Origin of the sequence: Sinorhizobium fredii NGR234 (assembly GCF_000018545.1) — a bacterium.
GTDB classification, from domain to species: Bacteria; Pseudomonadota; Alphaproteobacteria; order Rhizobiales; family Rhizobiaceae; genus Sinorhizobium; species Sinorhizobium fredii_A.
The window spans coordinates 1,867,220-1,889,960 of the sequence record NC_012586.1 but is presented as its reverse complement, the minus strand read 5'-3'; the positions used below and the strand labels follow the sequence as shown (position 1 = coordinate 1,889,960).

General features: G+C 62.7%; 19 protein-coding genes and 1 riboswitch. Of the genes, 6 read left to right on the top strand and 13 right to left on the bottom strand.

Annotated elements, in window-relative coordinates; all coding sequences use genetic code 11:
- Window positions 1-286 precede the first annotated feature (286 nt).
- From NGR_RS08880 to NGR_RS08870, 3 genes are all read left to right on the top strand, one after another.
- Window positions 287-1,066: a response regulator transcription factor gene (locus tag NGR_RS08880; protein ID WP_015887921.1), complete on the top strand. Its 780-nt coding sequence runs from the start codon at window positions 287-289 to the stop codon at window positions 1,064-1,066.
- Between the two features lie 578 nt (window positions 1,067-1,644).
- Window positions 1,645-2,421 (top strand): response regulator transcription factor, encoded by a 777-nt coding sequence (locus NGR_RS08875; RefSeq protein ID WP_164923970.1) that lies wholly within the window; start codon window positions 1,645-1,647, stop codon window positions 2,419-2,421.
- 544 nt (window positions 2,422-2,965) lie between these two features.
- On the top strand, window positions 2,966-4,975 hold the full coding sequence (locus tag NGR_RS08870; protein ID WP_015887918.1) for a methyl-accepting chemotaxis protein: 2,010 nt from the start codon (window positions 2,966-2,968) through the stop codon (window positions 4,973-4,975).
- 200 nt (window positions 4,976-5,175) lie between these two features.
- On the opposite strand, the gene NGR_RS08865 is transcribed toward NGR_RS08870, so the two are convergent.
- On the bottom strand, window positions 5,176-6,135 hold the full coding sequence (locus NGR_RS08865) for an AraC family transcriptional regulator (protein WP_240545074.1): 960 nt from the start codon (window positions 6,133-6,135) through the stop codon (window positions 5,176-5,178).
- Window positions 6,136-6,627: 492 nt separating this feature from the next.
- Between NGR_RS08865 and NGR_RS08860 the strand changes: the two genes are divergently transcribed.
- Together NGR_RS08860 and NGR_RS08855 are read left to right on the top strand one after the other, a co-directional pair.
- Window positions 6,628-7,770, top strand: a complete 1,143-nt coding sequence (locus tag NGR_RS08860) for a CapA family protein (RefSeq protein WP_015887916.1) — start codon at window positions 6,628-6,630, stop codon at window positions 7,768-7,770.
- 123 nt (window positions 7,771-7,893) lie between these two features.
- Window positions 7,894-8,901, top strand: coding sequence for a serine hydrolase domain-containing protein (locus tag NGR_RS08855; protein WP_015887915.1), 1,008 nt, complete (start codon window positions 7,894-7,896; stop codon window positions 8,899-8,901).
- A 111-nt stretch (window positions 8,902-9,012) separates the two neighbouring features.
- Here the strand turns inward: NGR_RS08855 and NGR_RS08850 are convergent, their stop codons facing one another.
- The gene (locus tag NGR_RS08850) at window positions 9,013-9,672 is read right to left on the bottom strand and encodes a peroxiredoxin (RefSeq protein WP_032490803.1); all 660 of its coding nucleotides are present in this window, start codon (window positions 9,670-9,672) and stop codon (window positions 9,013-9,015) included.
- Between the two features lie 210 nt (window positions 9,673-9,882).
- Window positions 9,883-9,985, top strand: a riboswitch (TPP riboswitch).
- Window positions 9,986-10,043: 58 nt separating this feature from the next.
- On the opposite strand from NGR_RS08850, the gene thiD reads away from it, so the two are divergent.
- Window positions 10,044-10,862 carry a bifunctional hydroxymethylpyrimidine kinase/phosphomethylpyrimidine kinase gene (gene thiD, locus NGR_RS08845; RefSeq protein WP_015887913.1) on the top strand — a complete coding sequence of 273 codons (819 nt, stop codon included), beginning with the start codon at window positions 10,044-10,046 and terminating at the stop codon, window positions 10,860-10,862.
- A gap of 48 nt (window positions 10,863-10,910) precedes the next feature.
- Here the strand turns inward: thiD and NGR_RS08840 are convergent, their stop codons facing one another.
- The 11 genes from NGR_RS08840 to NGR_RS08790 all read right to left on the bottom strand — a co-directional run bounded on the left by NGR_RS08840 (window position 10,911) and on the right by NGR_RS08790 (window position 22,599).
- Complete coding sequence (locus NGR_RS08840; RefSeq protein WP_015887912.1) at window positions 10,911-13,277, bottom strand: polysaccharide biosynthesis tyrosine autokinase; 2,367 nt, start codon at window positions 13,275-13,277, stop codon at window positions 10,911-10,913.
- 134 nt (window positions 13,278-13,411) lie between these two features.
- Window positions 13,412-14,317 carry a UTP--glucose-1-phosphate uridylyltransferase gene (locus NGR_RS08835; protein ID WP_015887911.1) on the bottom strand — a complete coding sequence of 302 codons (906 nt, stop codon included), beginning with the start codon at window positions 14,315-14,317 and terminating at the stop codon, window positions 13,412-13,414.
- Window positions 14,318-14,321: 4 nt separating this feature from the next.
- Window positions 14,322-15,371, bottom strand: a complete 1,050-nt coding sequence (locus tag NGR_RS08830; RefSeq protein ID WP_015887910.1) for a glycosyltransferase family 2 protein — start codon at window positions 15,369-15,371, stop codon at window positions 14,322-14,324.
- A complete protein-coding gene (locus tag NGR_RS08825) occupies window positions 15,368-16,291 on the bottom strand; it encodes a glycosyltransferase family 2 protein (protein WP_015887909.1) in 924 nt (307 codons plus the stop codon). Before NGR_RS08825 ends, NGR_RS08830 begins: the two co-directional genes overlap by 4 nt.
- Window positions 16,288-17,283: a glycosyltransferase family 2 protein gene (locus NGR_RS08820; RefSeq protein WP_015887908.1), complete on the bottom strand. Its 996-nt coding sequence runs from the start codon at window positions 17,281-17,283 to the stop codon at window positions 16,288-16,290. Before NGR_RS08820 ends, NGR_RS08825 begins: the two co-directional genes overlap by 4 nt.
- Complete coding sequence (locus NGR_RS08815) at window positions 17,280-18,491, bottom strand: succinoglycan biosynthesis protein ExoL (RefSeq protein ID WP_015887907.1); 1,212 nt, start codon at window positions 18,489-18,491, stop codon at window positions 17,280-17,282. The genes NGR_RS08820 and NGR_RS08815 overlap by 4 nt, the downstream gene beginning before the upstream one ends.
- Before the next feature lie 102 nt (window positions 18,492-18,593).
- A complete protein-coding gene (locus tag NGR_RS08810; protein WP_032490805.1) occupies window positions 18,594-19,388 on the bottom strand; it encodes a glycoside hydrolase family 16 protein in 795 nt (264 codons plus the stop codon).
- Between the two features lie 961 nt (window positions 19,389-20,349).
- On the bottom strand, window positions 20,350-20,601 hold the full coding sequence (locus tag NGR_RS08805) for a hypothetical protein (RefSeq protein ID WP_015887904.1): 252 nt from the start codon (window positions 20,599-20,601) through the stop codon (window positions 20,350-20,352).
- Window positions 20,602-20,640: 39 nt separating this feature from the next.
- Window positions 20,641-21,207 (bottom strand): thermonuclease family protein, encoded by a 567-nt coding sequence (locus tag NGR_RS08800; protein WP_032490806.1) that lies wholly within the window; start codon window positions 21,205-21,207, stop codon window positions 20,641-20,643.
- Window positions 21,208-21,377: 170 nt separating this feature from the next.
- Window positions 21,378-21,530: a hypothetical protein gene (locus tag NGR_RS08795; protein ID WP_164923766.1), complete on the bottom strand. Its 153-nt coding sequence runs from the start codon at window positions 21,528-21,530 to the stop codon at window positions 21,378-21,380.
- A 43-nt stretch (window positions 21,531-21,573) separates the two neighbouring features.
- Window positions 21,574-22,599, bottom strand: coding sequence for a glycosyltransferase family 2 protein (locus NGR_RS08790; RefSeq protein WP_015887902.1), 1,026 nt, complete (start codon window positions 22,597-22,599; stop codon window positions 21,574-21,576).
- Window positions 22,600-22,741: the final 142 nt, after the last annotated feature.

The window sequence follows — 22,741 nt, the reverse complement described above, 5'->3', positions numbered from 1 at the left end:
TAGTCAGGGTACTGCCGTCCTCGGGCGCGGGGTAGCGGCCGTCCTACCTGCAGTTGCGGAGCGTCGCAAGGCTTCACAAGATGGATGTCGCCGCAGTGGAGGTCTCATTCATTTGGATGAAGCGGAGCAGAACAAAGCTCCCCCGCCAGGTCAACTTTCAATGGATGGTTCACACCTTTTGCGTGGTCGCGACTGCGCGCGCCGTGGGCTAGAGTTTGCCGAAGCGACGTGGATTGCGCAGCTTCGATCGACCAGCAGTTGCCGATCGATAGAGCGGGTGAGGGGTATGGCGTTACGGAACGTGGCTGAGCAGGGCAAGGTCGGGGGTGGGGCCTTTGCAGAGGGAAGACGGCGCGCCGAACCACGGCGCGTCATTCTGATCGTATCGAGCGGCGGAAGTGTTTCGGAACGGTTGATCGAGGCGATGGAACGCGAATTTCCATGGGTTCTCGTTGACCAGGTCGACGACGTCGACGCGGCGTGTCGAGCCTTCTCGCATCCGGTGTCGCTGATCCTTGTCGACATCGGCCTCGTAAAGGACGTTGAGGTGGCCTCGACCCGAATTTTTCGGCTGCACCCTCAGGCTCTTACGGCGGTCATCGAGCCATATGGACAGGGCCACAATCCGGCCTTCGCCGATATTCTGAGGTCGCCCCTCATTCGCGGCCTGCTGCCGATGAACGTCAAGCTTGATGTATGGCTGTCGGTGATCCGGCTGATGCTTTGCGGCGGCGCGTATTTTCCGCCCGAGCTTATGCTTCAGCCAGGCAGAGGCAATCACCATTCACCGTCCCATAACGGTGTCGCAGCAACCTCGCGTGAAGAGGTCGAAGGCGTCGCGGATTTGACGGCTCGCGAATTGCAGATTCTCGAGATGGTTTCGCGCGGCTTGCAGAATAAGCTCATTGCCGCTGAATTCCGGTTGTCGGAACATACCGTCAAGATCCACCTGCATAACATCATCACCAAGCTGGGAGCTCACAACCGGACCGAGGCAGCGGCCAGATATCGCAGCTTCCAGGACCGGAGGTCATCGGCGCTCAAGGAGTTGCGCTCCTCGATCTGAGCACATCCGGCTAGGCCATGCCGATCCGAGCCTGGTGGCGCGTGCTGGCTCTGGGCCCTCCGAAAGGCGGATTGATAGATGCCCGGCCTGCAGCCAAAGGGGTTAGCCATCCTCCCATTTCGTCAATTGTCAAACACCACGCCGTGTCACTTAATCCGATGCTTCGCCTGAAGGATCGGGGGTTGATCTCATGGCACGGCGCGTTCGAGGGGAGAAACAGCTTCCCCTATCTCTCGGGACAGGCCTGTTCTTGCCCGCCGTCACCTCCTTCGGGGAATTGGCTCGGCCGGCCGCGTCGCGCCACGCACTCGGGCGGCTTTCGTCGCCTACGAGCGCGACGATTCGATCTTCGTGCGTATTCCCCCTTCTTTTTTTGGGGGCGTTATACTAGACTATCGTGCATTACATGTTTATTTCTGATGATGCAGTGTCGATGAGAAGATTTCGTCCAGAAGAGCGACGCCAAAAGTATTAATTAGAAAGAAGTATTCATAGTATTTTTGAGAAACTCTTATGGGTAGGACCGTCGGTCTGGGGAATTGTCTCCATAAGACACCGTTTTTTAAGGGGATTTTCCAATGGGTTCTTTGATTTCGAGATTTGAGAAAGTGCCGGCGTTTGCGCAGGAGCCGCACGGCACCAGCAGCCTTCCACAGTTCGCCAAAGAGGGGGAAATGCAGCAGCTGGAAGGGGCAGACAAGCGGTGTCTGCTTGTCCTCGATAGCAGAGCCTTGGACCGGGAATGCTTGGCCAGGACCTTGACCACCCATGGTCTCGGCATGGAAGTCGGCGCCTTTGGTTCGGTCGATGAATGGCGAGAGAAGAAGGGCACCTGCCCGCCAGTCGGGGCAGTTCTGCTCAATATCGGCGCCCGCAAGGTCGCCGATGTCGCGGCCGAGATTGCAAAGCTCGCCTCGGAGTTCCGACCGGTGCCGGTCGTCGTCCTGTCCGACATCGATGAGCTCGGCCAGATCTTGCGGGTGCTTGAATGCGGTGCGCGTGGATATATCCCTACGTCCGTCGGCGTCGGGGTTTGCATTGAAGCGATCGGATTGGCGATCGCCGGCGGGATCTTCCTTCCGGCCAGCAGCGTACTCGCGGTCCGACACCTGATCGAGACGGGAAGGCAGGATGCCCCGCCGCTCGCCGGAATGTTCACGCTTCGTCAAGCGGAAGTCGTCCAGGCCCTTCGCAAGGGCAAGGCGAACAAAATCATTGCCTACGAGCTCAATCTTCGCGAAAGCACCGTAAAGGTTCATATTCGCAACATCATGAAAAAGCTGAAGGCGACGAACCGGACCGAGGTGGCATACAAGCTGAACGATCTCTTTGCCGCCGACGCAGGCTATCATTGATGAACGGCGATCCGTTTAGGACGATCGCCTCGTAAGAACGGTTCCGCTTTTTGCCAGCCACCGATCGGGCGTTGCCGCGGCAGCGTCGTGTGCGCAAAGCCGGGGATGTCGATCAGCCGCGGCTTTTGTCGATCATAGGCGCCTTTCTCGGTTGGGGCGGCATCGAGAAGTTGAATTTCCGATCTGTTTGCAATGTTGAGGATTCATCAACCATTCTGCGCCATTGTCACGCCAATAAACTTATCCGAGTAAAACGCTGCCGACACACCGCCTTTCATTTGAGTACCGTTTTCATCTGCTTATGACCTCCTGTTCACTGCGTTGGCCGAAACCCCATGGGTATCGCGCTCGCTGACTTCCCGAGGGCGCTGCGCAACGGCCGCAGTTCTCCAATGCCATTTCCGCAGAAAATGCGACAATTCGTCAGCGCCCCGTCGCCTGACGACCGTTACCGACCGGCGGAATGAATCGCGCCGGATAGCCCTAAGCACACCGAACACCCGGAGCCATGACGACTTCCTGTTCATGTAAGAGGAGCATCATCATGGAACGCTCGCCGATCTTCTCGCGCATCAGTACCAAGCTCGCCCTCATGTCCGGCGCCGGGATTTTCCTGATGTTGACGATCATCATTGGGGGTTGGTCGATCGAACATTCCGTCGACGAGGCGATCACCTGGAGGGAAATCCAGATGGGGGTCTCGCGCGATCTTGTTGATGCCAAGGCGTCGTCGCGCGGCATGCAGGTGGCGGCCCGCGACATGCTGCTTGCAAAATCGCCCGAAGAACTGGAGATCGCCTTCGCCACTCTGAATGCTCGACACGACTCGGCGGTCAAATATCTCGATCTGGCCTTTGCGCCGCTGGTGATTGAGAAAAACAAGCAGCGGGTCGTTACGATCAAAGCCCTTGTCGAGGGCTACCACGCCGCAGCGGCGAAGCTGGAGCGGTTGCTCGCGACGAAATCGGATGCCGACGTTGCGCTGATCGTCGGGCAAATGCAGAAGGTCGCCGACGAAATGGCGCCGCTGATCGATGAGGGGGTCGCGGTTGCCAAAAAGATCGCTGAGGAGACATTGCTGAAGCGGCAGCAAGCTCAGCAATTTGCGGATACCGTCGAGCACAGCATGGCGGCGGCCATGGTGCTTCTGTTGATCGTCTCAGCGGTCTTCGGTTCGCGGGCGATTGCCCGGCCGATCGGCCGGATCACCGGCAACATGAACGTGCTGGCCGGCGGCGACCTTGATGTCGACGTGCCGTTCACGGCGCGGCGCGACGAAATCGGCGAGATGGCCCGGGCCGTCGAGGTGTTCAAGCAGAACGGCATCAAGGTGCGCGACCTGAACGCCCAGGAGGCGGCGCTGCAGACCAAAAGCGCCGACCTGCAATCGAGCATCGGCGAGGTCGTCCAGGCCGCCGTCGCCGGTGATTTCACCCGCCGCATCAACAAGGACTACGACAATGCCGACCTCAACCGCTTCGCCGCCCAGGTGAACGAACTGGTGACCTCGGTCGACCGCGGCATCGCCGAGACTCGGCGGGTGATCTCGGCGCTCGCCGAGGGCGACCTCACCGAAACGATGCGCGGCGAGTTCCAGGGCGCCTTCGGCGAGCTCAAGGACAATGTCAATCAGACGATGACCAACCTGCGCGCGGTGCTTTCCGAGGTGCGCAGCGCGATCGACACGATCAATGGCGGCGCCAGCGAGATGCGCGAGGCCTCGGGCGATCTCTCGAAGCGCACCGAGCAGCAGGCCGCCTCGCTGGAAGAGACCTCCTCGGCGCTCGAGGAGATCACCGCGGCGGTGAAGAGCTCGACCGAGCGGGCGACGGAGGCCAGCCACATGGTCGACGAGGCGCGTAAGAGCACCGAGCAGTCGAGCGCCGTTGTCAAGGACGCGGTGTCGGCGATGGGGCGGATCGAAGAGGCCTCCGGCGAGATCGGCCAGATCATCAACGTCATCGACGAGATCGCCTTCCAGACCAACCTTTTGGCGCTCAATGCCGGCGTCGAGGCGGCCCGGGCCGGCGAGGCCGGCAAGGGCTTTGCCGTCGTCGCCCAGGAGGTGCGCGAACTGGCGCAGCGCTCGGCCAATGCGGCCAAGGACATCAAGGCGCTGATCTCGCGCTCCGGCGAGGAGGTCGGCGCCGGGGTGAAACTGGTGACGGCGACCGGCGCGGCGCTGACGCTGATCCAGGGGCATGTCGTCAAGATCAACGAGCACGTCCATTCGATCGCCACGGCGGCGCGCGAGCAGTCGACCGGCCTGTCGGAGGTCTCGACGGCGGTCAACCAGATGGACCAGGTGACGCAGCAGAACGCCGCGATGGTCGAGGAATCGACGGCGGCCACCAATCGGCTGGCCGACGAGGCGGCCAATCTCGCCCGACTGATCGCCCGCTTCCGGCTCGAGGCCGGCGCTGCAGCGCGCCTCGCCGCCGCCGGCCACGGCAGCGCGCCGGCGGCTTCCCCCGCCCGGGCCCTCAACCGCAAGATCGCCGGCGCCTTCGGCGGTCGTGCGGCAACAGCCGCGGCCGTGTGGGACGAGTTCTAATGCTACTGCGTGTCTCGTTAGATCGACCAGCGCCAGGAAGCTGAAGGACGCAGCGGTGTTGCGCATGCAGGGAATGGGCGGGCGGTGCGGTGCACCGCTCGCCTGTGCCCGGTCGCCCGGCTCCTGCTGCATGTCTCCTTGGACCGACGTCCGCTCAAGGACAAAGGCACACGCGCCTGTTGCGCGCAGCGCTGGAGGTCTTAGGAAGGCGCCCGTCCCTTTCGCGCTTCCGAAGGTGGGCAACCATAGCATTTGCGGTACTCGGTCGCGAAACGTCCCATGTGCCTGAAGCCCCATTTTCGGGCGATCTCCGCCACCGATACGCTTTGATCCGCTTCCAGGAGATCGCGGTGAGCGGCTTCCATCCGCAACTGGGCGAGATAGCTGATCGGCGACGTACCCTTGAACCGCTTGAAGCCCTCCTGCAGCGACCGAACGCCGATGCCGGCCGCCCCTGCAATGTCGCTCATCGAAATCGGCGCACGGAGATTGGCATGCATGAAATCGACGGCGCGTTTCACATGTTTCGGGGACGGCAGCCACTCGCCCTGGCTCAACGCCCCTGAGAAGCGATGCGGTACCGTATCGACGAGCAGACTGACGATGCTTCCCGAGAGATAGGAAAGGGCGTGGGGCATGTCGGGTATCCCGGAGTCCGAGCCCAGGGAGCCCGCGATGATCTGCGACAACTTGAAGATGATTTCGCCCGTCCCGTCCGCAAGATCGAGCTCGGGCACGAAGTCGAGCGCGCCGTAGACCGGTCGTTCCAGTACGGTGCCGAGCTGGCGGAAGATATCCCTCTGGTCGATGACGAGCGACAGGTGGCTGCGGACTTTCTCGACCTGCAGTTCGGACAGCCTGTTGCCATCGAGAATCGCTGCGTGACCGGGTTTGGAAATTACGCTTTCCTTTCCGATCTTCACGCAGGCAGAGCCGTGCAGTGGGAGCAAGATCAGGAGCTTAGGGACCTCGTCCCTCTGGCCGATACTGAGACTGCCCTGTGACGCGACGCGGCTGAAGGCAACGCGTCCGGCGGCGACGAACTCGTAGCTATAGGAAAGATCGGTCTTCGGTGGCTGCTGTACCCTGACAGGCCCAATGCATCGCGTCAGCACATCGGATATCTCTTCGGCGTCGCTGCCGAGATATGAGAGTCTCATCCCCTGTTTCTGCCCCTGCATCGCAATTTCCCAAAGAGAAATAGAGGATATGACCAGCTGCCACCGCGGCTGACGATCCACCGAGGTGCCGCCGTCCTGGTCACGTCACGGTTTTGTTAGCGGGCGCTTATGCAACAAAACGGCGCTTTACAAGCGGAAAGATGGTACGTCCGTTCATATACCTTCAGAAACTGGGTCGCCTCCGATGTTACGCAATAGTTGCAGCGGCCGCCGGAAAGGTAGCGCGTCCTGAGGGGCTATTTCGGCTCCTATTACCCGAACGCTGTCGCCAGCGCCTTCAGTGAGAACAGTAAATTGCGGCAATGCTTGGGGCGTCCGGCCTTCAAACAGGATATCTGCAGTCTACAAACTGTGTATGACGCAGCACTTGCGTTTCTTTGGAGCGGCTGATATCCGCCGCCGCACGCGGCAGCGCGACCTTTTCTTGCGGGTGCGGGCTCCGTAGAATGGCCAGCAGAGAGGCCGGCCAGCATGACCGCCACCAGCGAGCGTTTCTCCGGTGCAAGCCCGAGGGAGGGCACGATCCGCCTGTTCCTGTGCGGTGACGTCATGACTGGACGGGGCATCGATCAGGTCCTGCCGGCTCCGAGCGATCCGATATTGTACGAGGATTACATTCGGTCGGCGCGGGACTATGTCCGCCTGGCGGAGAAGGCAAACGGTCCGATTCCTGCGCCGATGGACCCGGCGCTTGTCTGGGGCGTGGCGCGCGACGAATGCGATCGCGCCCAGCCCGACCTCCGCGTCATCAATCTCGAGACGGCCATCACTCGCAGCAAGGACCACGCTCCAAAAGGCATCAACTATCGGATGAGTCCGGAAAATGCCTCCTGCCTCGCTGCTTTTGGCGTCGACTGTTGCGTCCTCGCCAACAACCACGTTCTGGACTGGGGGGTCGCGGGCCTGTTCGACACCTTGGCGACGCTGGATCGCCTGCGGATCACGACAGCCGGCGCCGGCCGCGACCTGGACGAGGCCAGCAAGCATGCGGCCTTCGATATCGGCGCCGAGCAGCGCGTGCTCTTGTTCGCGCTTGCGATCCCGACGAGCGGAGTGCCTCCAGGCTGGGCGGCCGGACGTGGCAGGGCAGGAGTGAATTTTCTGCCGTCTCTCGACCGGCTTTGCACTGCCGGTCTCGTCGAAAATATCCGCCATAGCAAGCGGCCGCGGGATGTCGCGGTCGTATCGGTTCACTGGGGCCCGAACTGGGGCTATCATGTACGTGCCGCCCAGCGAGAATTCGCCCATGCGCTCATCGACGAAGCGGATGTCTCGATCGTCCACGGACACTCCTCGCATCACCCGAAGGCGATCGAAGTCTACCGGAACCGCCTGATCCTCTATGGCTGCGGCGATTTCATCAACGACTATGAGGGCATCTCCGGCCATGCGGAATTCAGAGGCGATTTGCGCCTGATGTGCGTCGCCGATATCAACAGGACAAATGGCGATCTCTCGGCCCTGGATATCGTGCCACTGCGGGCTCACCGCTTCAGCCTCGTCTATCCCTCCGGCACGGACCTCGAGTGGATAGGCGAAACGCTTGCGCGCGAAAGCGGTCGGTTCGGAACGATCATCGTCCAAGGCCCGGCCGGGCACCTCAATGTGCGGTAATCGCGCTCGCCTCCCTTGGAACCGTCCGGGCGGAGGCCGCTGGGAGAGGCCCGGATTTTCACTTCGTCGTGAGTTCTCCATCATAAGGATGACTTCACCATGTGTTCGCACTAGGTCGAAGGCATGATCCGGTTGATGGCCACTGTCCTGGCGCTTTTGCTGTCGTTTTTGCCCGCCGCGGCCGACCCGTCCGGCGCCGTTCCGGACCTGCTGGACGGGCTTGCCGACCGAGAGGAACTGAAGCCGTTGAAAACCGTCATCGTCGCGCGCGACGGTGAGACGATTGCCGAAAAGGGATATCGCGGCCACTCGCCCGGCGAATCGACCAATATCAAATCCGCATCGAAATCGGTCGTATCGGCGCTCGTCGGAATCGCGATCGACAAGGGCCTTCTCGACGGCCCCGAGCAGAAGATCGCCCCGCTTTTGAAGGAAGATCTGCCGTCGCCCGCGGATCCGCGGATCAACGACATCACCATCGGCAACCTGCTCTCGATGCAGGCCGGACTTGGCCGTCTGTCGGGGCCGAACTACGGCCGCTGGGTATCGAGCCGCAATTGGGTTCGCTTCGCCCTCGCCCAGCCTTTCGCCGACGATCCGGGCGGACGGATGCTCTATTCGACCGCGTCCACGCATCTGCTTTCGGCGATCCTCACCAAGGTTGGCGGCAAGTCGACGCTCGCTCTCGCACGGGATTGGCTCGGTCCGCTTCAGGGATTCAGAATCGGTGCCTGGGAACGCGATCCGCAAGGCATCTATCTCGGCGGCAATCAGATGGCGATGAGCGCGAGATCGCTGCTCGCCTTTGGGGAACTATACCGCACGGGCGGCCGGACGGGCGACGGACGGCAGATCGTGCCGGCGGACTGGATCGCTCTTTCGTGGCAGCCGCACACGAACTCCTACTTTTCCGGTGACGCCTACGGTTATGGTTGGTTCGCCCGGCAGATCGGCGGCGAGACCGTCCATTTCGCCTGGGGTTACGGTGGCCAGATGCTCTACATCGTACCGGCGCTGAAGCTCACTGTCGTGATGACCTCCGAGGAGAGCGGCCCTTCGGCGCGCAACGGATACCGCGACGCCCTGCACGGCGTCCTGGGGGAGATCGTCAGCGCGGTGAAAGCGGATTGATGCCACGGCAGCGCGAGCCGATGCGGGTATGGCGGATCACGACGATCGCGAAAGGCCGAAGCGAGCCTTTCGCGATCAGGAGTTCATGACGCGAACGCGCCGCCAGCGGCCTCAGGCGGTCGGCTGCTTGGTCTTCCTGAGATAGGGAAGAACGGTATCGAAGGAGCCGAAACGCTGGGTGGCGTCCTCGTTCGATACGGCCGCCGTGATGATCACGTCCTCGCCCTGCTTCCAGTTCGCCGGCGTTGCGACCTGATGCTTGGCGGTGAGCTGGATGGAATCGATGGCGCGCAGGATTTCGTTGAAGTTACGGCCGGTGGTCATCGGATAGGTGAGGATCAGCTTGATCTTCTTGTCCGGGCCGATGACGTAAACCGAACGCACCGTGGCGTTGTCGGCCGGAGTGCGGCCCTCGGACGTGTCGCCGGCGCCGGCCGGCAGCATGTCATAGAGCTTGGCCACCTTCAGATCACGGTCGCCGATCAGCGGATATTCGACATCGAAGCCGGTCGCGACCTTGATGTCGTTCTTCCACTTGGCGTGGCTGTCGACGGGGTCGACCGAAATGCCGACAATCTTGACGCCGCGCTTGCGGAATTCGCCTTCGATGCCGGCCATGGCACCGAGTTCGGTGGTGCAGACGGGCGTGAAATTCTTCGGATGGGAGAAGAGAACTGCCCAGCCATCGCCGATCCATTCATGGAAATTGATGGTGCCGTGCGTCGTTTCGGCGGTGAAGTCAGGGGCGGTTTCGTTGATGCGGAGGCTCATGGCTTGTTCCTTTCGGGTCGGCAGGAATGGGCCCAGAATAGCGCAATCAACGGAGTTTTCGAGGAGGAAACGCGCGATCGGCGGCGCCAAGCGAAATAGCCGCAGCGTGTTTCGATCCTTTCGGAGAAAAACCTTCCTCAAGTCGATTTCGACCTCCGCTTGCAAGTCTGGAGTGCGTTGACTCGGCCAGGCCGCTGCCGCATAGAATGCCTCCATTCCGAGGGGAGCGCCGGGCGGCGCTGAGACGGCGGTGAGCCGGACCCTTGAACCTGATCCGGGTCATGCCGGCGTAGGAACGGAACGAGGCTGCCCTCCGCCACGTCTTCGCCGTCCCCCCGGGTCTCCGTGTTTTTTCGCAAGGAGATCGACCGATGCCGCCTCTTCCTTCCTTCCCGCCGATCGCGCTGACGATTGCCGGATCTGATTCTGGTGGCGGCGCCGGTGTCCAGGCCGATCTGAAGACCTTTTCGGCCCTTGGCGTCTACGGCGCCAGCGTCGTGACGGCGATCACCGCGCAGAACACGAAGGGCGTCACCGCGGTCGAGAACGTCTCACCGGAGATCGTTGCCGCGCAGATCGACGCGGTACTTTCCGATCTCGACGTCAAGGCGGTCAAGATCGGCATGGTCTCGCGCCGGGAAACGATCATTGCCATCGCCGAAGCCTTGCGCCGCTTCGACAGGCAAGCGGTCGTCGATCCGGTCATGGTCGCAACCTCCGGCGATCCGTTGCTGCAGCCGGATGCCATGGCCGCACTCACGTGTGAGCTTCTGCCTCTGGCCGTCGTCGTCACACCCAATCTGCCGGAAGCGGCACTTCTGACCGGTCGCCCGTTCGCCGAAGGCGAAGCCGAGATGGCTCGCCAGGCCGAGGCGCTGATGAGGGCGGGCGCGCGTTCGGTGTTGATCAAGGGAGGACATCTGCGGGGCAGCGACGCCACCGATCTGTTCTTTGACGGCGATCGGCTCGTCCGCTTCCCCGCAAAGCGCGTCGAGACGCGCAACGATCACGGCACCGGCTGCACGCTTTCGGCGGCGATCGCCGCCGGTCTTGCCAAGGGGCAGTCGCTCGCCGAGGCGGCGGGCGCCGCGAAGGCCTATCTGCATGCGGCGATCTCCGCCGCTGACAGGCTGAAAGTGGGAGAGGGGCGGGGACCAGTGCACCATTTCCACGAATGGTGGCCGCGCTGAGGCGGTCTTACCGCAGGCGACCGCCATCAGCGGCCGCCTGGATGGCGATCAGGCAGCGGTGTTCCGGTTCTCCGTGATGCCCTGCTCGATATAGTACTTGCCGTAACGGTGGCGGTACTTCTCCGCGCCACCGAAGTCGCTGTATTTCTCGAGTTCGTCCATGTCGGTCTTGTTGAGGATCACGCCGAGAACCTTGGCGTCGATCTGCGGCTCGGAATTGAGCAGGTCCCGTACGAGCCGCGACGGCGTCCGGCCCCATTCCGCGACGAAGAGGACGCCGTCTGCGAGCGGCGCGAAGGCCTTCGCGTCGACGACCGGAGCAAGTGCGGCAAGATCGACCACGACGTAGTCGAAGGAATTGCGGGCATTCTCGATCAGCCCGGCCATGGCCGGCGAGGCGAGCAGTTCGTTGCTCTGGTGCCTGCGATCCGACGCTCCACCGCCGGCCGGCAGGATCGCCAGCTTGGTGCGCTGATCCACCTTGATACCGGCAGGCCAGGTCGCCTCGCCCGTCAGCGTCTCGACCAACCCCGTGCGCGGGGCAGGCGTGATCATCTGGGTAAGCCCCGGCTTGCGGATGTCGGCGTCGATAAGCAGGGTCCGCTTGCCGCTCGAGGCGAGCAGCGCCGCGAAGTTTGCAGCGACGATCGACTTGCCCTCGTCCGGAAGAGCGGAGACGATCGCGATGACGCGGCTCTCGTTGCCTGGCAGCATGTGATCGCAGGCGAGCTTGGCATTCCGGAACGTTTCCGCGAAGGCTGAGCGCGGCGCGTCGAGCACGACGCGCGAAAGGCGTTGGAACGGCGTGGCGTCGTGAGATGGATCGTGCGGTTGCCGATCCGATCCGAAGCGGGCGCGCACGAGTTGCGTCGTTTTCTTCGGCCGCGAGCCGATCAGCGGAACATAGCCGAGCGAACGGTGGCCGAGCACGGAGCGCACCTCACCTTCAAGCCGGAAAGTCCTTTCGCGGAATTCGAGGAAGGCCGCATAGGCGCCGCCGACCATCAGGCCGAGCACAGCCGAAAGTGCCAGCGTCATGGTCTTCTTGGGGCTTGACGGCGCCGTCGGGACGCCGGCCTCGGAAATGACGCGTGCCTTGGCGATCGGGAAGGACTGCTGCTGCGTCGCCTGTTCGTAGCGGCCGAGATAGGATTCGTAGAGCGTCTTCAGCGCCGCCGACTTCTGCTCGAGAACACGCAACTGGACGAGCGACTTGCTGGATTCCGAGTTCTTGCCGGCGATACCCTCGATGCTCTTGCGCAGCGAGGCCTCGCGCGAGCGCGCGACTTCGAATTCGTTCTTGTAGCTTGCCGTCAGCTGCTGCAGTTCCTGATAGATCTGCCGCCCGATGTCAGCCTTTTCGGCCCGGAGCGACACCGCTTGGGGATGGTCCTCGCCGAAGTTCTGGGCCACCTCCTGCTCGCGCTTGCCAATGGTGAGGTAGCGGGTACGCAGGTCCCGGATCACCGAGTTGTCACCCTCCTTCGGAGAGATGGTGGCATTGTTGACGCCAGCCTCCGGCCCTTGATCGATGATCGACTTGAACTGCTCGTAGCGCGCCGAGGCGCTGGCTGTGTCCGCCTGGGCGACAATCAGTTGGCTGTTGAGATCGGAGAGCTGCTGTTCGGACATCAGTTCGCCGCGCGCCGCCGTCAGGCCGTTCTCGCTGCGGAAATGTTCGACCTCCAGAGCGGCCGCCTGCGAACGCTGCCGCAGATCGTCTAGCCGCTCCTGCAGCCAGACCGAAGCCCGTTCCGTCGCTTCGAAGTTCGCATTCAGCTGGTCCGTCAGATAGGAGTCGGCATAGGTTCTGACGACCGTTGCAGCAAGCTGCTGATCGCTCGCGCGGTAGGAGAGTGCAATCACCGAACTGCGGCCAACGCGTTCGACATAGAGCGACTGCTGCAGCAAGGCGGCGGCCTTCAGCCGTCGGCCATTGCGCGCCGCTTCCTCGGAGACGCCCGGCCCGCCCGAAAAGAGGCCGGTTGCCGTCTTCAGCCAGTCCTTGACGACGGCGACGGGCGAACGAGGCGGATTGACGAGCGTATCGTTCTCCGAAAGGTTGAGCTTGTCGACGACGCGCAGCGCCAGTTCCCCGGACTTCAGGATCTCGACCGCGCTGGCAATCTGCGTATCGAGCATCTGGCTGTTCGTCGGCACCGGTTCTTCCTCGGCATATTTCGACAGGTTGTCGTCGAGGAGGATCTGCGTCAGAGACGTGTAGAAGGGCGTCGCGAACAGCAGATAGGCGGCCCCCAACAGAATGAAGAGCACCACGAAAGCCGCAACGAGCCTTGCCCGACGGACGACGACGGCCAGCAGACGATCCAGATCGATAAAGCCGTCCGACTGCTCTTCGCGGGGCACGACGCTCAAGGGTACACTTCTCTGTTTCATGGGGGCCGTTCTGTTCATCTTGTTCTCCGGTCCTCCTGCATGCTCATCGAGAACATGCAGTATTTCAAAGTGCTACAGCGACCTTTGCGCGTCTCGCAAGACGCGCGGCGCCGTAGTCCCGGCCGCCTATCCGGCGGCCGGAGGTTTCGCGCTTATGCCGCCCGGATGCGGCTTTCGTGAGACAGGACGATCTCGCGAACGGATTCGAACACGACGTCGCCGATATCCGCGCGGGCGAGTGCAAAGGCGACATTGGCCTCGATGAAGCCCTGCTTCGAGCCGCAATCGAAGGTACGGCCTTCATAGGGATGGGCATGGAAGGGCTGGTCCGCCGAAAGGTTCAGCATGCCGTCGGTCAGCTGGATCTCGTTGCCGGCACCGCGTGCCTGGTGTGCCAGAATGGAGAAGATCTCCGGTTGCAGGATATAGCGGCCGTTGAGATAGAAGTTGGACGGCGCCTGGCCCGCCGGCGGCTTCTCGACCATCTCGGTCACCGAGAAGCCGTGGCGCACCGTGTCGCCCTTGCCGACGATGCCGTATTTCGAAGCTTCCTCGGGCGCGCATTGCTCGACCGCGACGACATTGCCGCCAACCTCGCGGTAAAGGTCCATCAGCCCGGCCATGCAGCCGCGCGCGCCGTAGGAGACCATGTCCGGCAGCAGCAGCGCGAAGGGCTCGTCGCCGATCAGGTCGCGCGCGCACCACACCGCGTGGCCGAGGCCGAGCGGCGCCTGCTGGCGCGTGAAGCTGACCGAACCGGCCTTCGGCAGCATGGCTTCGAGTTCGGAGATCTGCGCATTCTTGCCGGAACGCGACAGCGAGGAGATGAGTTCGGGCGTGTCGTCGAAATGATCCTCGATCACCTGCTTGTTGCGGCTGGTGACGAAGACGATGTGCTCGATGCCGGCCTGACGCGCCTCATCGACCGCGTATTGGACGACGGGCCGATCGACGATCGTCAACATTTCCTTCGGCACAGCCTTCGTCGCGGGGAGGAACCTCGTTCCGTTTCCTGCGACCGGAATCACTGCTTTCCTGACGGTCCTGATGCGGTCCATTTTGTTATCCTTTGCTTGTGTGAGGATCATTGCCCAGCGGGGATCGTTCAGCCGCCACCGTGATCGGGGCGGGTTGCGGCGCCCGCGCCGCCAGGCGGCGCAATCGCGCGGCGATCGGCATCCTGAGGTGCCGAAGCGCAGTCGGGTCGGCGAGCGCGGTTCTCAACGCTCCAGCCAACGATCTCTTCTTCAATTGCTCGACGAGAAGGAGAAAAGAGCGCGCCTGACGGAACCCACGTGCCCGTTTGCGCTGCATCATCAGCGACAGCGGATCGAGCGTGTATCGGCGCAGGAACGCCCCGTCGGCCGCCATCATCGCGTCGATGTGTTCGAGCTTCAGGACACGCGAGATCGAGCCCTCGCGGATATGATAGGTGTAACCGGCCGAGGACTCGATGGCGCAGCGGCCGCCGCAGGCCAGCGCGGCTGCGAGCAGGATATAGTCCTCGCCGATCCTGAGCGACTCGTCGAACGAGAGACCATGTTCGGCGAGGAAGCGGCGCTCGAACACCGGCTTCATGTAGCCGTAATTGTGCTCGGAGCGGAAAATCACGTTCGACTCGATGAAGGCCGGCAGGGTGAGTTCGGGCAGCGCCTCGAGTTCGGCATCCTCGAACATCCGGACGTTCTTGCCGTCGAGGGACAGCACGTCGAGATTGTCGACGACGATCTGCGCTCCGGCCGCTTCGGCTCGCGCAATCATCCGCGCCAGCCGTCCGGGGCGAACCGTGTCGTCGGAATCGAGCACGGCGATCCATCTGCCGCGCGCCGCCTCGAAGCCGGCATTGCGAGCCCCGCCCGGGCCGCGGTTGCGTTCGAGCGCAATGAGGCGGACCCTCGGGTCGTCGATCGCCGTGACAAGAGCGGCCGTCACATCCGAGGAGCAATCGTCGATGACGATCACCTCGACCGTGACGCCCTCCTGGGCAAGGGCGCTGCCGACGGCGCGGGTGATCGTGTCAGCGGCATTATAGGCGGCGATCACGAAGGTGACGTCCGGAGAAAGGGCATTCCTAGGCTCGTTCATCGGTTCGTTCACGGGGGGCGTGGTCATCGGGAGGACACCTCGGCTGCTCCGTATTGCTCGAGCTCCTTATGTCCGAGGAGGCCGCTGATCACGCCGGCATGCAGGATGGCGCGCAGCGCATAGCGATTTCGGCGGACAGCCGAGGGCAGGAAGACAATCGTTGCGAGTGCACAAAAGGCGGCTTTGGAGGCCGCAAGCGAAAGGTTGAGAAGCCCCGCACCGCGCGCCTTTTCCGTCAGCAACCGCCCGTGGGTCTGGCCGGAGCGGAAGCGGCGCCTGCCAAGCCAGGCAAACGATGCCCGGCTTTCCGGCACCGGCTCATGCACCCAGGCATCCTCGGCAAAGGCGATCGTGCCGCCGGCTTTGTGCAGGCCGGCAAAGAAATCCGTGTCCTCGCCTCCGCTCCGGCCGAGTGCCAGCTTGAAGCGGCGGCCCTGGAGTGACGGGGCCTTGAGCCGGAGCAGGGCGTTGCAGGTATAGCCGGTGCGGATTTCGCTCTTCACCCAGACTGGAAATGTCGAGTGGAAGTCGCCGTGGCGCATCCAGGCGGGCGCCGACGGCGCATAGTGGGCCCGGACCGGGCCGAGGACTGCGTCCGCACCGGTCGCCTGCGCCTCTTCCAGGAGGCGCACCAGCCAGCCGCTCGAGGCGGTCTCGTCGTCATCGATGAAGGCGAGAAATTCGCCGGTGGCGTTGTCGAGGCAGGCGTTGCGGGCGATCGAGATGTTCGAGGCGGGGCAATGGACATAGGTGATCTCGAACGGCAGGTCCGGCCGCAGGCTCTCGACAAGTGCCTTGGCGCTCGAGGTCGTGTCGTTGTCGGCAACGATGACGCGGAGCGTCGCGCTTGGCGGCACGGCCACCGCCGCAAGCGACCGGAGCGTGGCGGCGAGTTCGGGGCGCCGGAATGTGCAGATGCCGATGTCGATCTGAACGGTCGCGCTCATCCCACCACCCGCCGCCGAAAGTCGAGGAGTTCACGCCAGAAGCCGGCCGACCAGGCGAGATGCATGACCATGGCCGAGATCGCCGCGAGCGGTCCGTAGGGGTTGCGCTCACCGACCGCCATCCAGACGCCGTAGCCGAGGCAGGCCGCGGCCCAGACGCCGAAAGGAATGATCGCCGCCCAGTTGATGATGGCGAGAAGAGCGCCGAACGCGACTGGCGCGACGCCAAGCGGCAGCATCTGCCGGAGGCCGGGCATGGCGCGATGCTTGAGGATGTTCCTGGCGCGGCCGCGGCCATAGCCGAAATATTGCTTGAACAGCGGCACGATCCTGGTGCGTGGATAGTAAACCATGCTGGTCCTGTCGGTCATCCAGATGCGGTAGCCTGCCCTTCCGAGGCGATAGTCCAGTTCGGCATCTTCGTTGTGGCTGAAGGTCTCGTCATAACCCCCGACCGCTGCGAAGGCGGCAATGCGCATCAGGGCATGATGGCCATGCTCGGCCCAGTGCCCGGCGGCACCCGTCCGGTGTTTGGAACCGCCATTGCCGAGCTTGGAGTTCTGCGCGTAGGCCGTCGCCTTCTGGAAGGTGCTGAACCCTTCGGTTTGCATGGCGACGACCACCGAGTCGGCTCCGGTTGCGAGCGCATCCTCGACGAGACGCTCGCAATAGTCGTCCGGGTAGCTTGCATGCGCATCAATGCGGATCAGGTAGTCGAAGCCTGGACCGAGCTCGGCGACGGCCCGGTTGACGGCGGCGCTCTGGATTCGCTTCGGATTGTCGAGGAAAAGGATGCGGGGATCCTCTGCTGAAAGGCGGCGAGCGATCTGGCGCGTACCATCGGTGCTGCCGCCGTCGGCGATGACGACCTTCGCCTCGAGGACGTCGAGCGAGGTACGCAGCTTCTCGACGAGCGCCTCGATATGCAGCGCTTCATTGAGGCAGGGTATGACGATGAGGGTCGGTGGCGACACCGGACTGACCGCGGTCATAGCAATCCACTTTCGTTGTGACGGGCTTCCGCGAGAGCAGCGGCTGGGATGATCGTCTGCGGCGCGTCGTGGGTGAGCGTTGCCAGCCGCCGCACAAGCGTCTCGCAATCCGAGCGGTCAAAGACCCAGGTTGCCGGATGGCACCGGCCGATGCGATCCGCTGCTTCGGCAAAGTCATCCGGCCTCAATGAACCGAGAAGCGCGACGAGGCTGTCGGCGTTGGCATCCGCGAGCACCAGGCCGATGCCGCGCACGGCGAGAAAGCGGGCCGTCTCGGTGCCTTTCATGGCGATCGGTATGCGGGCGTGCCGGCAACCTTCGTAGAGCCGGTTGGGCAGCAGCCAGGCGGAGTTCTGGCCTTCCTCGAAGAAATCGATCGCCCAGGTGAGGTGGACGTCGCCATAAATCTCGGCGAGGTCTTCCGGATTGCGATAGGCACCGCCAAACCGCATGAAGGGTTCGTTTTGCACGAAACCGTCGAAATCCCTGAACTCCGAATAGGCGGGCCGGCCGCGCAGGACGACCTCGAAGCGGCCTTCCATCCTGCGGGAAAACTCGGCGAGGAGATGGAGCGACTTGCGGCAGCGCAGCGCTCCGAACCAACCGATCCTCCAAGGCGCGCCGGGTGGCGGATATCGGGCGGGGGCAGGCGCCGGTAGCGTGCTTCCGTCGATTTCTAGCACCTTGTTCTCGAGCAGCATCGGCGGCGCCTCGATGCCCGAAAGAGGGCGGAAATAATGCTCGATGAAGGCCGGCGAACTGGTGATCAGGGAGCGCGCGTCGCGGCCGAGGCGGGCCTCGGCAGCGCGCAACGCGCGGCCGACCATGTCGCCGCGCAGCATCAGCCGGTGAATGTCGAGGCACTCGTAGACGATCGGAACGTCGCCGCCGAAGAGCGCGACGGCGCGTTTCGCGACAGCCAGCATTTCGAGATTGCGGGCGATGATGAGGTCAGGCTTGCGAAGACCGCCGAGCCTGCTCTTCAGCGACAGGCAGGCCGTGGCGACGGCGCCGATCCGCTGCGCGAAGCGTCCGTCCGCCGTGGTCCCGAGCTCGATGGGCTCGACGCCGCCGACTGTGGCCAGCGGACTGCCACCGCGGCGAAAGCCTGCCAGCGTGACATTGGCGCCGCCGGCAACCAGCGTGAGCGTCCTGCGCCGCACGGCGGGATCGGCAAGGTCCTGTGCCAAATAGAGTATCTGCAGCATGAAAACATCCGTTTCCCTGCTCAGCCCGGGCCGAGCTTAATTCGATTTTTTGTGCATCGCAACAAATTGTTGCGATTGCTCACTAAATGGCTCAGAATGTCGTCAGTCCAACCGGCAGGCGACCGACTCGGCGAACTGGCATTTGTCGCCAGGCGCGGTGAAGGCGACCCGATCGACCTGGAGCCTTGTCGGCTCCTTGTAGGAGAAGGTGCCCATCCAATCGCTGAGTGTGTCGGTTCCCCAAAGGCTGAAGAAGATCTTTTGGGCGTTGACCGGGATATTGGCGGGATCGGTGACTTCGTGGACCAGCTCGCCGTTGATGTAGTAGCGGAGCCGGTCCTTCTCCCAGACGAAGGCGTAGTCGTTGAAGCCCTGGTTTGCGCCACCCGGCACATCGGCCAGAAATTCGTTGCCACCCTTCGCCGACACATACTGGTTGATCTGGACTTTCGCGGTGTTCTTGCCGAGCACCTCGAAATCGATCTCGTCATGCGGCTTCTTGTCGGTCGGGCCGATATAGGTGAAGAAGGCCGAGTTCAGGCCAGAACCGTCGGCCGCCTTGATCCTTGCCTCGTACGTGCCGTAGCCGAAGCGTTTGCGCGTCTGGATCTCGCCGCAGGCAAAATTGCGCTTGCCTTCCTTGCGCTCTTCGAAACCCAGTTCGAGAATTCCATTGACGATCTTCACCTGCTTCTTCGACCAGGTGCAGTTCTGATGCGCGCCGTTGTCCCAGCCATCCGAGACGAACCAGGTCTTGCTGTCCAGCTTGTCGAAGTCATCCATGAACGAGGTGCCGTTGGCACCGTCCTGCGCCGCGGCATTGCCGACGCTGCAGTTTAGGGGAAGTGCTGTGACAAGAGCGAGGCACCAGAGGCGCCCAAAGCGGTCGGATTTCATTGTCTTGCTGCCTTTGCTGCATTCGGTCCGGGGGGTTATGGAGGCCCGAGCGAAGCGCGACTGAGGGTTGTGAGGACGGCGCATGCCTGCGGAACCCCGAAATAGCGCAACGCGCACGAGGTCGATCTGCGTCGAGACATAAGCGCCCATACTCACGATATCGGTACTCCTATCGGGCGGCGCCTCGAAGCGCCGTTTCAACGGAGCAGACTTGAGCTCACACCGAACAAACTAGGGCATTTGCAAAGAAAAAATATGGCGCTGCAGCAGAAAAATGATTGGGGTCATGCTGCAGTGCACCCAAGCGGCGAAGTTTTCGCGAGCCGGCTGGCATCTGCCCGGGGCGGCCATTCAGGATAAATCCCTGTTTCGTCGCATGTTGCGAAAACTGTGCCCCGCAAAATTTGGGGGCAATTACGGGTTGTGTGAAGAGGCTGTGAATTTTCCTTAACACACCTGATTTTCCCGACGCGGAACCGACGTTCGCGCGGCTGCCACGGGGAAATGCGGCAAGGATGAGGCGGGCTTTCCTGTCCTGGAGCCGTCACTCGACATAAATCGATTCGCATTCCCGATTGATGCCGAGCCGGAGGGCCGGCACGGTTTCGGCTCGCAAGGGCCCCGCTTCGGCGCGCCCTACGGCATGTCTCCTTCAATCGACCTCGGTTTAAGGACAAAGACATGCAGCAATTCAAAGGTGCTACAGCGACCGTTGCGCGCCTGGGCGCGCGACGCTGTAGGACGCGATGCCCCGTTGGAATGCCCCTAAAATGTTACTGGAAAATCGCCGCGCCTACGACAATAGTATATGCATACTTTAGTGCTTTCAGTACCAAAGCAAGCCCGCCGCGCAAGCGGCGGGTTTTTCCGAGCAGCGACGCAGAGTGCTTCAGAGTCCATTGCGTCTGGAAAGACGCTCGCCGCTGTATGGGAGCGCATCTTGTCCGCAATTCGAGCTTGGCTACTCGCCCTTGCGCTTGGCCGAGATGCTGTCGGGATCTCGGGCAGGTTTTCTCAGTTCGCCTAGTTCCGCTTGCCGCTCGGCCGCGACGATCGGTTCCCCTGATTTCAGCGAAGGCTTCAGGATTGCGGCCAGCAGGCCTATCGGGCCCAGCACGCAACCGATCAGTAGCCAAAGAAGACTGTGTCCGCCTCTGACCGCAGCGACGACCGCGGTCGCGATGGCGCAGAATATCCAAAACTCAACGACCATTGACTCTCACTTGCCACCTGCGAGGGGGGAATCCCCGCCTTACTCTTCCACCCCGGGGCCGGAGCGTTCTGCTCCGGATTGCCCTCGCCACATTCCGGCCCCAATCGATCGTGCCATTTCCTGTGCGGCGCCGTACAGTCCTCTGTTGTGATTATCACGGTTAATTGCGTAGCCGGATTCAACCATCCAGCGGTTGACGTCCTTCCCGTCCGCTCGGAAGCATGTGCCGACGTAGCGACCATAACGGTCGCGGCCCGAGAATTCGCAGCGGGTGGGGCGGGACGCGGACAGAAACGCGTCCAGGGCCAGCGACGATTCCTTTCCGCACCGATAGTCTGTGCCGCTTTGGTCGAGGCAGAACTGCCAGTCTTCCGGCGCATCCACTCCGTAGAGTTGGACGCGTTCGCCTGCAATTTCGATGGTGTCGCCATCGATCACGGCGGCGTCGCCGATGATCGGCCCCGTCTGCGCGGCGGCGACCGCGGTAGCCAGCAGAGCAAGCGCGACCGCTACTATCCTCGCCGGGAACCACGGCGAGTACCGTCGTTTTTGTGACCGACAGGGTCCTCCGGTGAGGGTCTTCGCGGCAATTCGACTGCCAATCATGCGCGTCCATCCAGCCCGCTGTTCAGGGGATGAACCTAACGCACCGTGGGCGCGGTTCGCATCCTTCAAATGCTAGGGGGAGGCCTCGAGACCGGTGGATATCGGCAGGCGTACTGAAAGGGTCGCCGACCCTTTCAGTAGCGTTCGTCAAAAAATCCAAGAGCTTGCGATTAGAAAACGAACATGTAGAGCAGGATAATGACAATCAGGGGAACACCCATCAGCCAGAGAACGATGCCTTTCATTTCGATATCCCGGTAGTTGTTGACCATGCCGGGGTAACGCTGCGCGGAGAAAAGCGTTCCTGGTGCCGCGATGTGCAACAAGGATCAACCGGTCGCCGGAGGAGCGCTTCAGCCGCCGCGCCTATTCCGCTCGTTCCAACGCAAGAGCATCGAGCAGGTAGCGTATATCGCCCGTTCCGCCGAGCGCCACCGGAGCGGGTGACCGGGAACGTCGGAACCGCTCGGTCTTGTCGCCGACGATTCCGCTGACTATGGCCGGCAGGGCGCCCGGATGTGCCAGCGCGTAGGCGAAGGCGCTCGCAATCCCTTTGCCGCGCTTGAGGTCCAGGAAATGCCGCAACTCGTAGCGGTCGCGAATATGCCGTTCGTGCCGCCTGAGCACCGCGGCGGCTTCGCCGCTCAGGTGGGCTTCGGCGAGGATGGCGCGATCGGCCTCGTAGAGGCGCCGCAAGTCGATCGTCCGGTGGCTGCCGCTCAAGGAATCGCCCCGCACCACCGCGGCATAGCCGCAGCTATGAATGATCTTGTAGCGCGCGCCGCGCGCGAGCGCCCGCGCATAGAGATCGAAGTCCTCGCCGAGGCGCAACGTCTCATTATAGCGAAGGTCGAACTGGTCCAGGAACGAGCGCCGCATCAGCGGTTTCAGGAAACCGATCTCGCCGCGCCGCACGCCACGCCGCGAAATATTGCCTTCGACAAAGCCGACAAGATCGAGGAGGCGAGGACTGGGCGCGAAGCGATCGATGTTGCGGGCCGCACCTGCTGCCTGCCCGGCATCGATGAAGGCAATGTTGTCGGCGATGAAATCCCAGCCGTCCTGCGCAAGCAATTGATGCATCCGCCCCGCAAAGAAGAAATCGTCGGCGTCCAGTATGCCAAGAAGCGGCGATTTCGAGACCGCTATCGCGTGGTTGCGGGCGGCGGCGGGTCCACGGTTCTCTTCGAAGCGGACGACGTTCAAACGTCCGCTGCCGTCGGCGGTGGCACGCGCTACGGCTGCGGTATCGTCGGTCGAGCCGTCGTCGATGACGACGACTTCCGCGACTTCCGGTTCGGCGAGCGCCGAGGCGATCGCCTTGGCGATCGTGCCGGCGGCGTTCTTGGCGGCAATGATAATGCAGACATTCGTCGGCGCGGCTGCGGTCATACGGGCCTCCAGCGGGTCATCGGATGCGTCTTGTTGCGCGGGTCCTGCTGCCCCTTGCCTTCGGTCGGCACCGATCGGAGGACAAAGACATGCAGCGATTCGAGCTGCTACAGCGACCGAGTGGACCTGGAAGGACGCAGGG

Coding starts and splice junctions, on each gene's coding strand:
- NGR_RS08825 (WP_015887909.1), bottom strand. CDS start 16,291: ATGAGCGCGACCGTTCAGATCGACATCGGCATCTGCACATTCCGGCGC.
- NGR_RS08830 (WP_015887910.1), bottom strand. CDS start 15,371: ATGACCACGCCCCCCGTGAACGAACCGATGAACGAGCCTAGGAATGCC.
- NGR_RS08800 (WP_032490806.1), bottom strand. CDS start 21,207: ATGATTGGCAGTCGAATTGCCGCGAAGACCCTCACCGGAGGACCCTGT.
- NGR_RS08840 (WP_015887912.1), bottom strand. CDS start 13,277: ATGAACAGAACGGCCCCCATGAAACAGAGAAGTGTACCCTTGAGCGTC.
- NGR_RS08790 (WP_015887902.1), bottom strand. CDS start 22,599: ATGACCGCAGCCGCGCCGACGAATGTCTGCATTATCATTGCCGCCAAG.
- NGR_RS08835 (WP_015887911.1), bottom strand. CDS start 14,317: ATGGACCGCATCAGGACCGTCAGGAAAGCAGTGATTCCGGTCGCAGGA.
- NGR_RS08870 (WP_015887918.1), top strand. CDS start 2,966: ATGGAACGCTCGCCGATCTTCTCGCGCATCAGTACCAAGCTCGCCCTC.
- NGR_RS08880 (WP_015887921.1), top strand. CDS start 287: ATGGCGTTACGGAACGTGGCTGAGCAGGGCAAGGTCGGGGGTGGGGCC.
- NGR_RS08855 (WP_015887915.1), top strand. CDS start 7,894: ATGATCCGGTTGATGGCCACTGTCCTGGCGCTTTTGCTGTCGTTTTTG.
- NGR_RS08860 (WP_015887916.1), top strand. CDS start 6,628: ATGACCGCCACCAGCGAGCGTTTCTCCGGTGCAAGCCCGAGGGAGGGC.
- thiD (WP_015887913.1), top strand. CDS start 10,044: ATGCCGCCTCTTCCTTCCTTCCCGCCGATCGCGCTGACGATTGCCGGA.
- NGR_RS08810 (WP_032490805.1), bottom strand. CDS start 19,388: ATGAAATCCGACCGCTTTGGGCGCCTCTGGTGCCTCGCTCTTGTCACA.
- NGR_RS08850 (WP_032490803.1), bottom strand. CDS start 9,672: ATGAGCCTCCGCATCAACGAAACCGCCCCTGACTTCACCGCCGAAACG.
- NGR_RS08875 (WP_164923970.1), top strand. CDS start 1,645: ATGGGTTCTTTGATTTCGAGATTTGAGAAAGTGCCGGCGTTTGCGCAG.
- NGR_RS08820 (WP_015887908.1), bottom strand. CDS start 17,283: ATGACCGCGGTCAGTCCGGTGTCGCCACCGACCCTCATCGTCATACCC.
- NGR_RS08805 (WP_015887904.1), bottom strand. CDS start 20,601: ATGGTCGTTGAGTTTTGGATATTCTGCGCCATCGCGACCGCGGTCGTC.
- NGR_RS08815 (WP_015887907.1), bottom strand. CDS start 18,491: ATGCTGCAGATACTCTATTTGGCACAGGACCTTGCCGATCCCGCCGTG.
- NGR_RS08865 (WP_240545074.1), bottom strand. CDS start 6,135: ATGAGACTCTCATATCTCGGCAGCGACGCCGAAGAGATATCCGATGTG.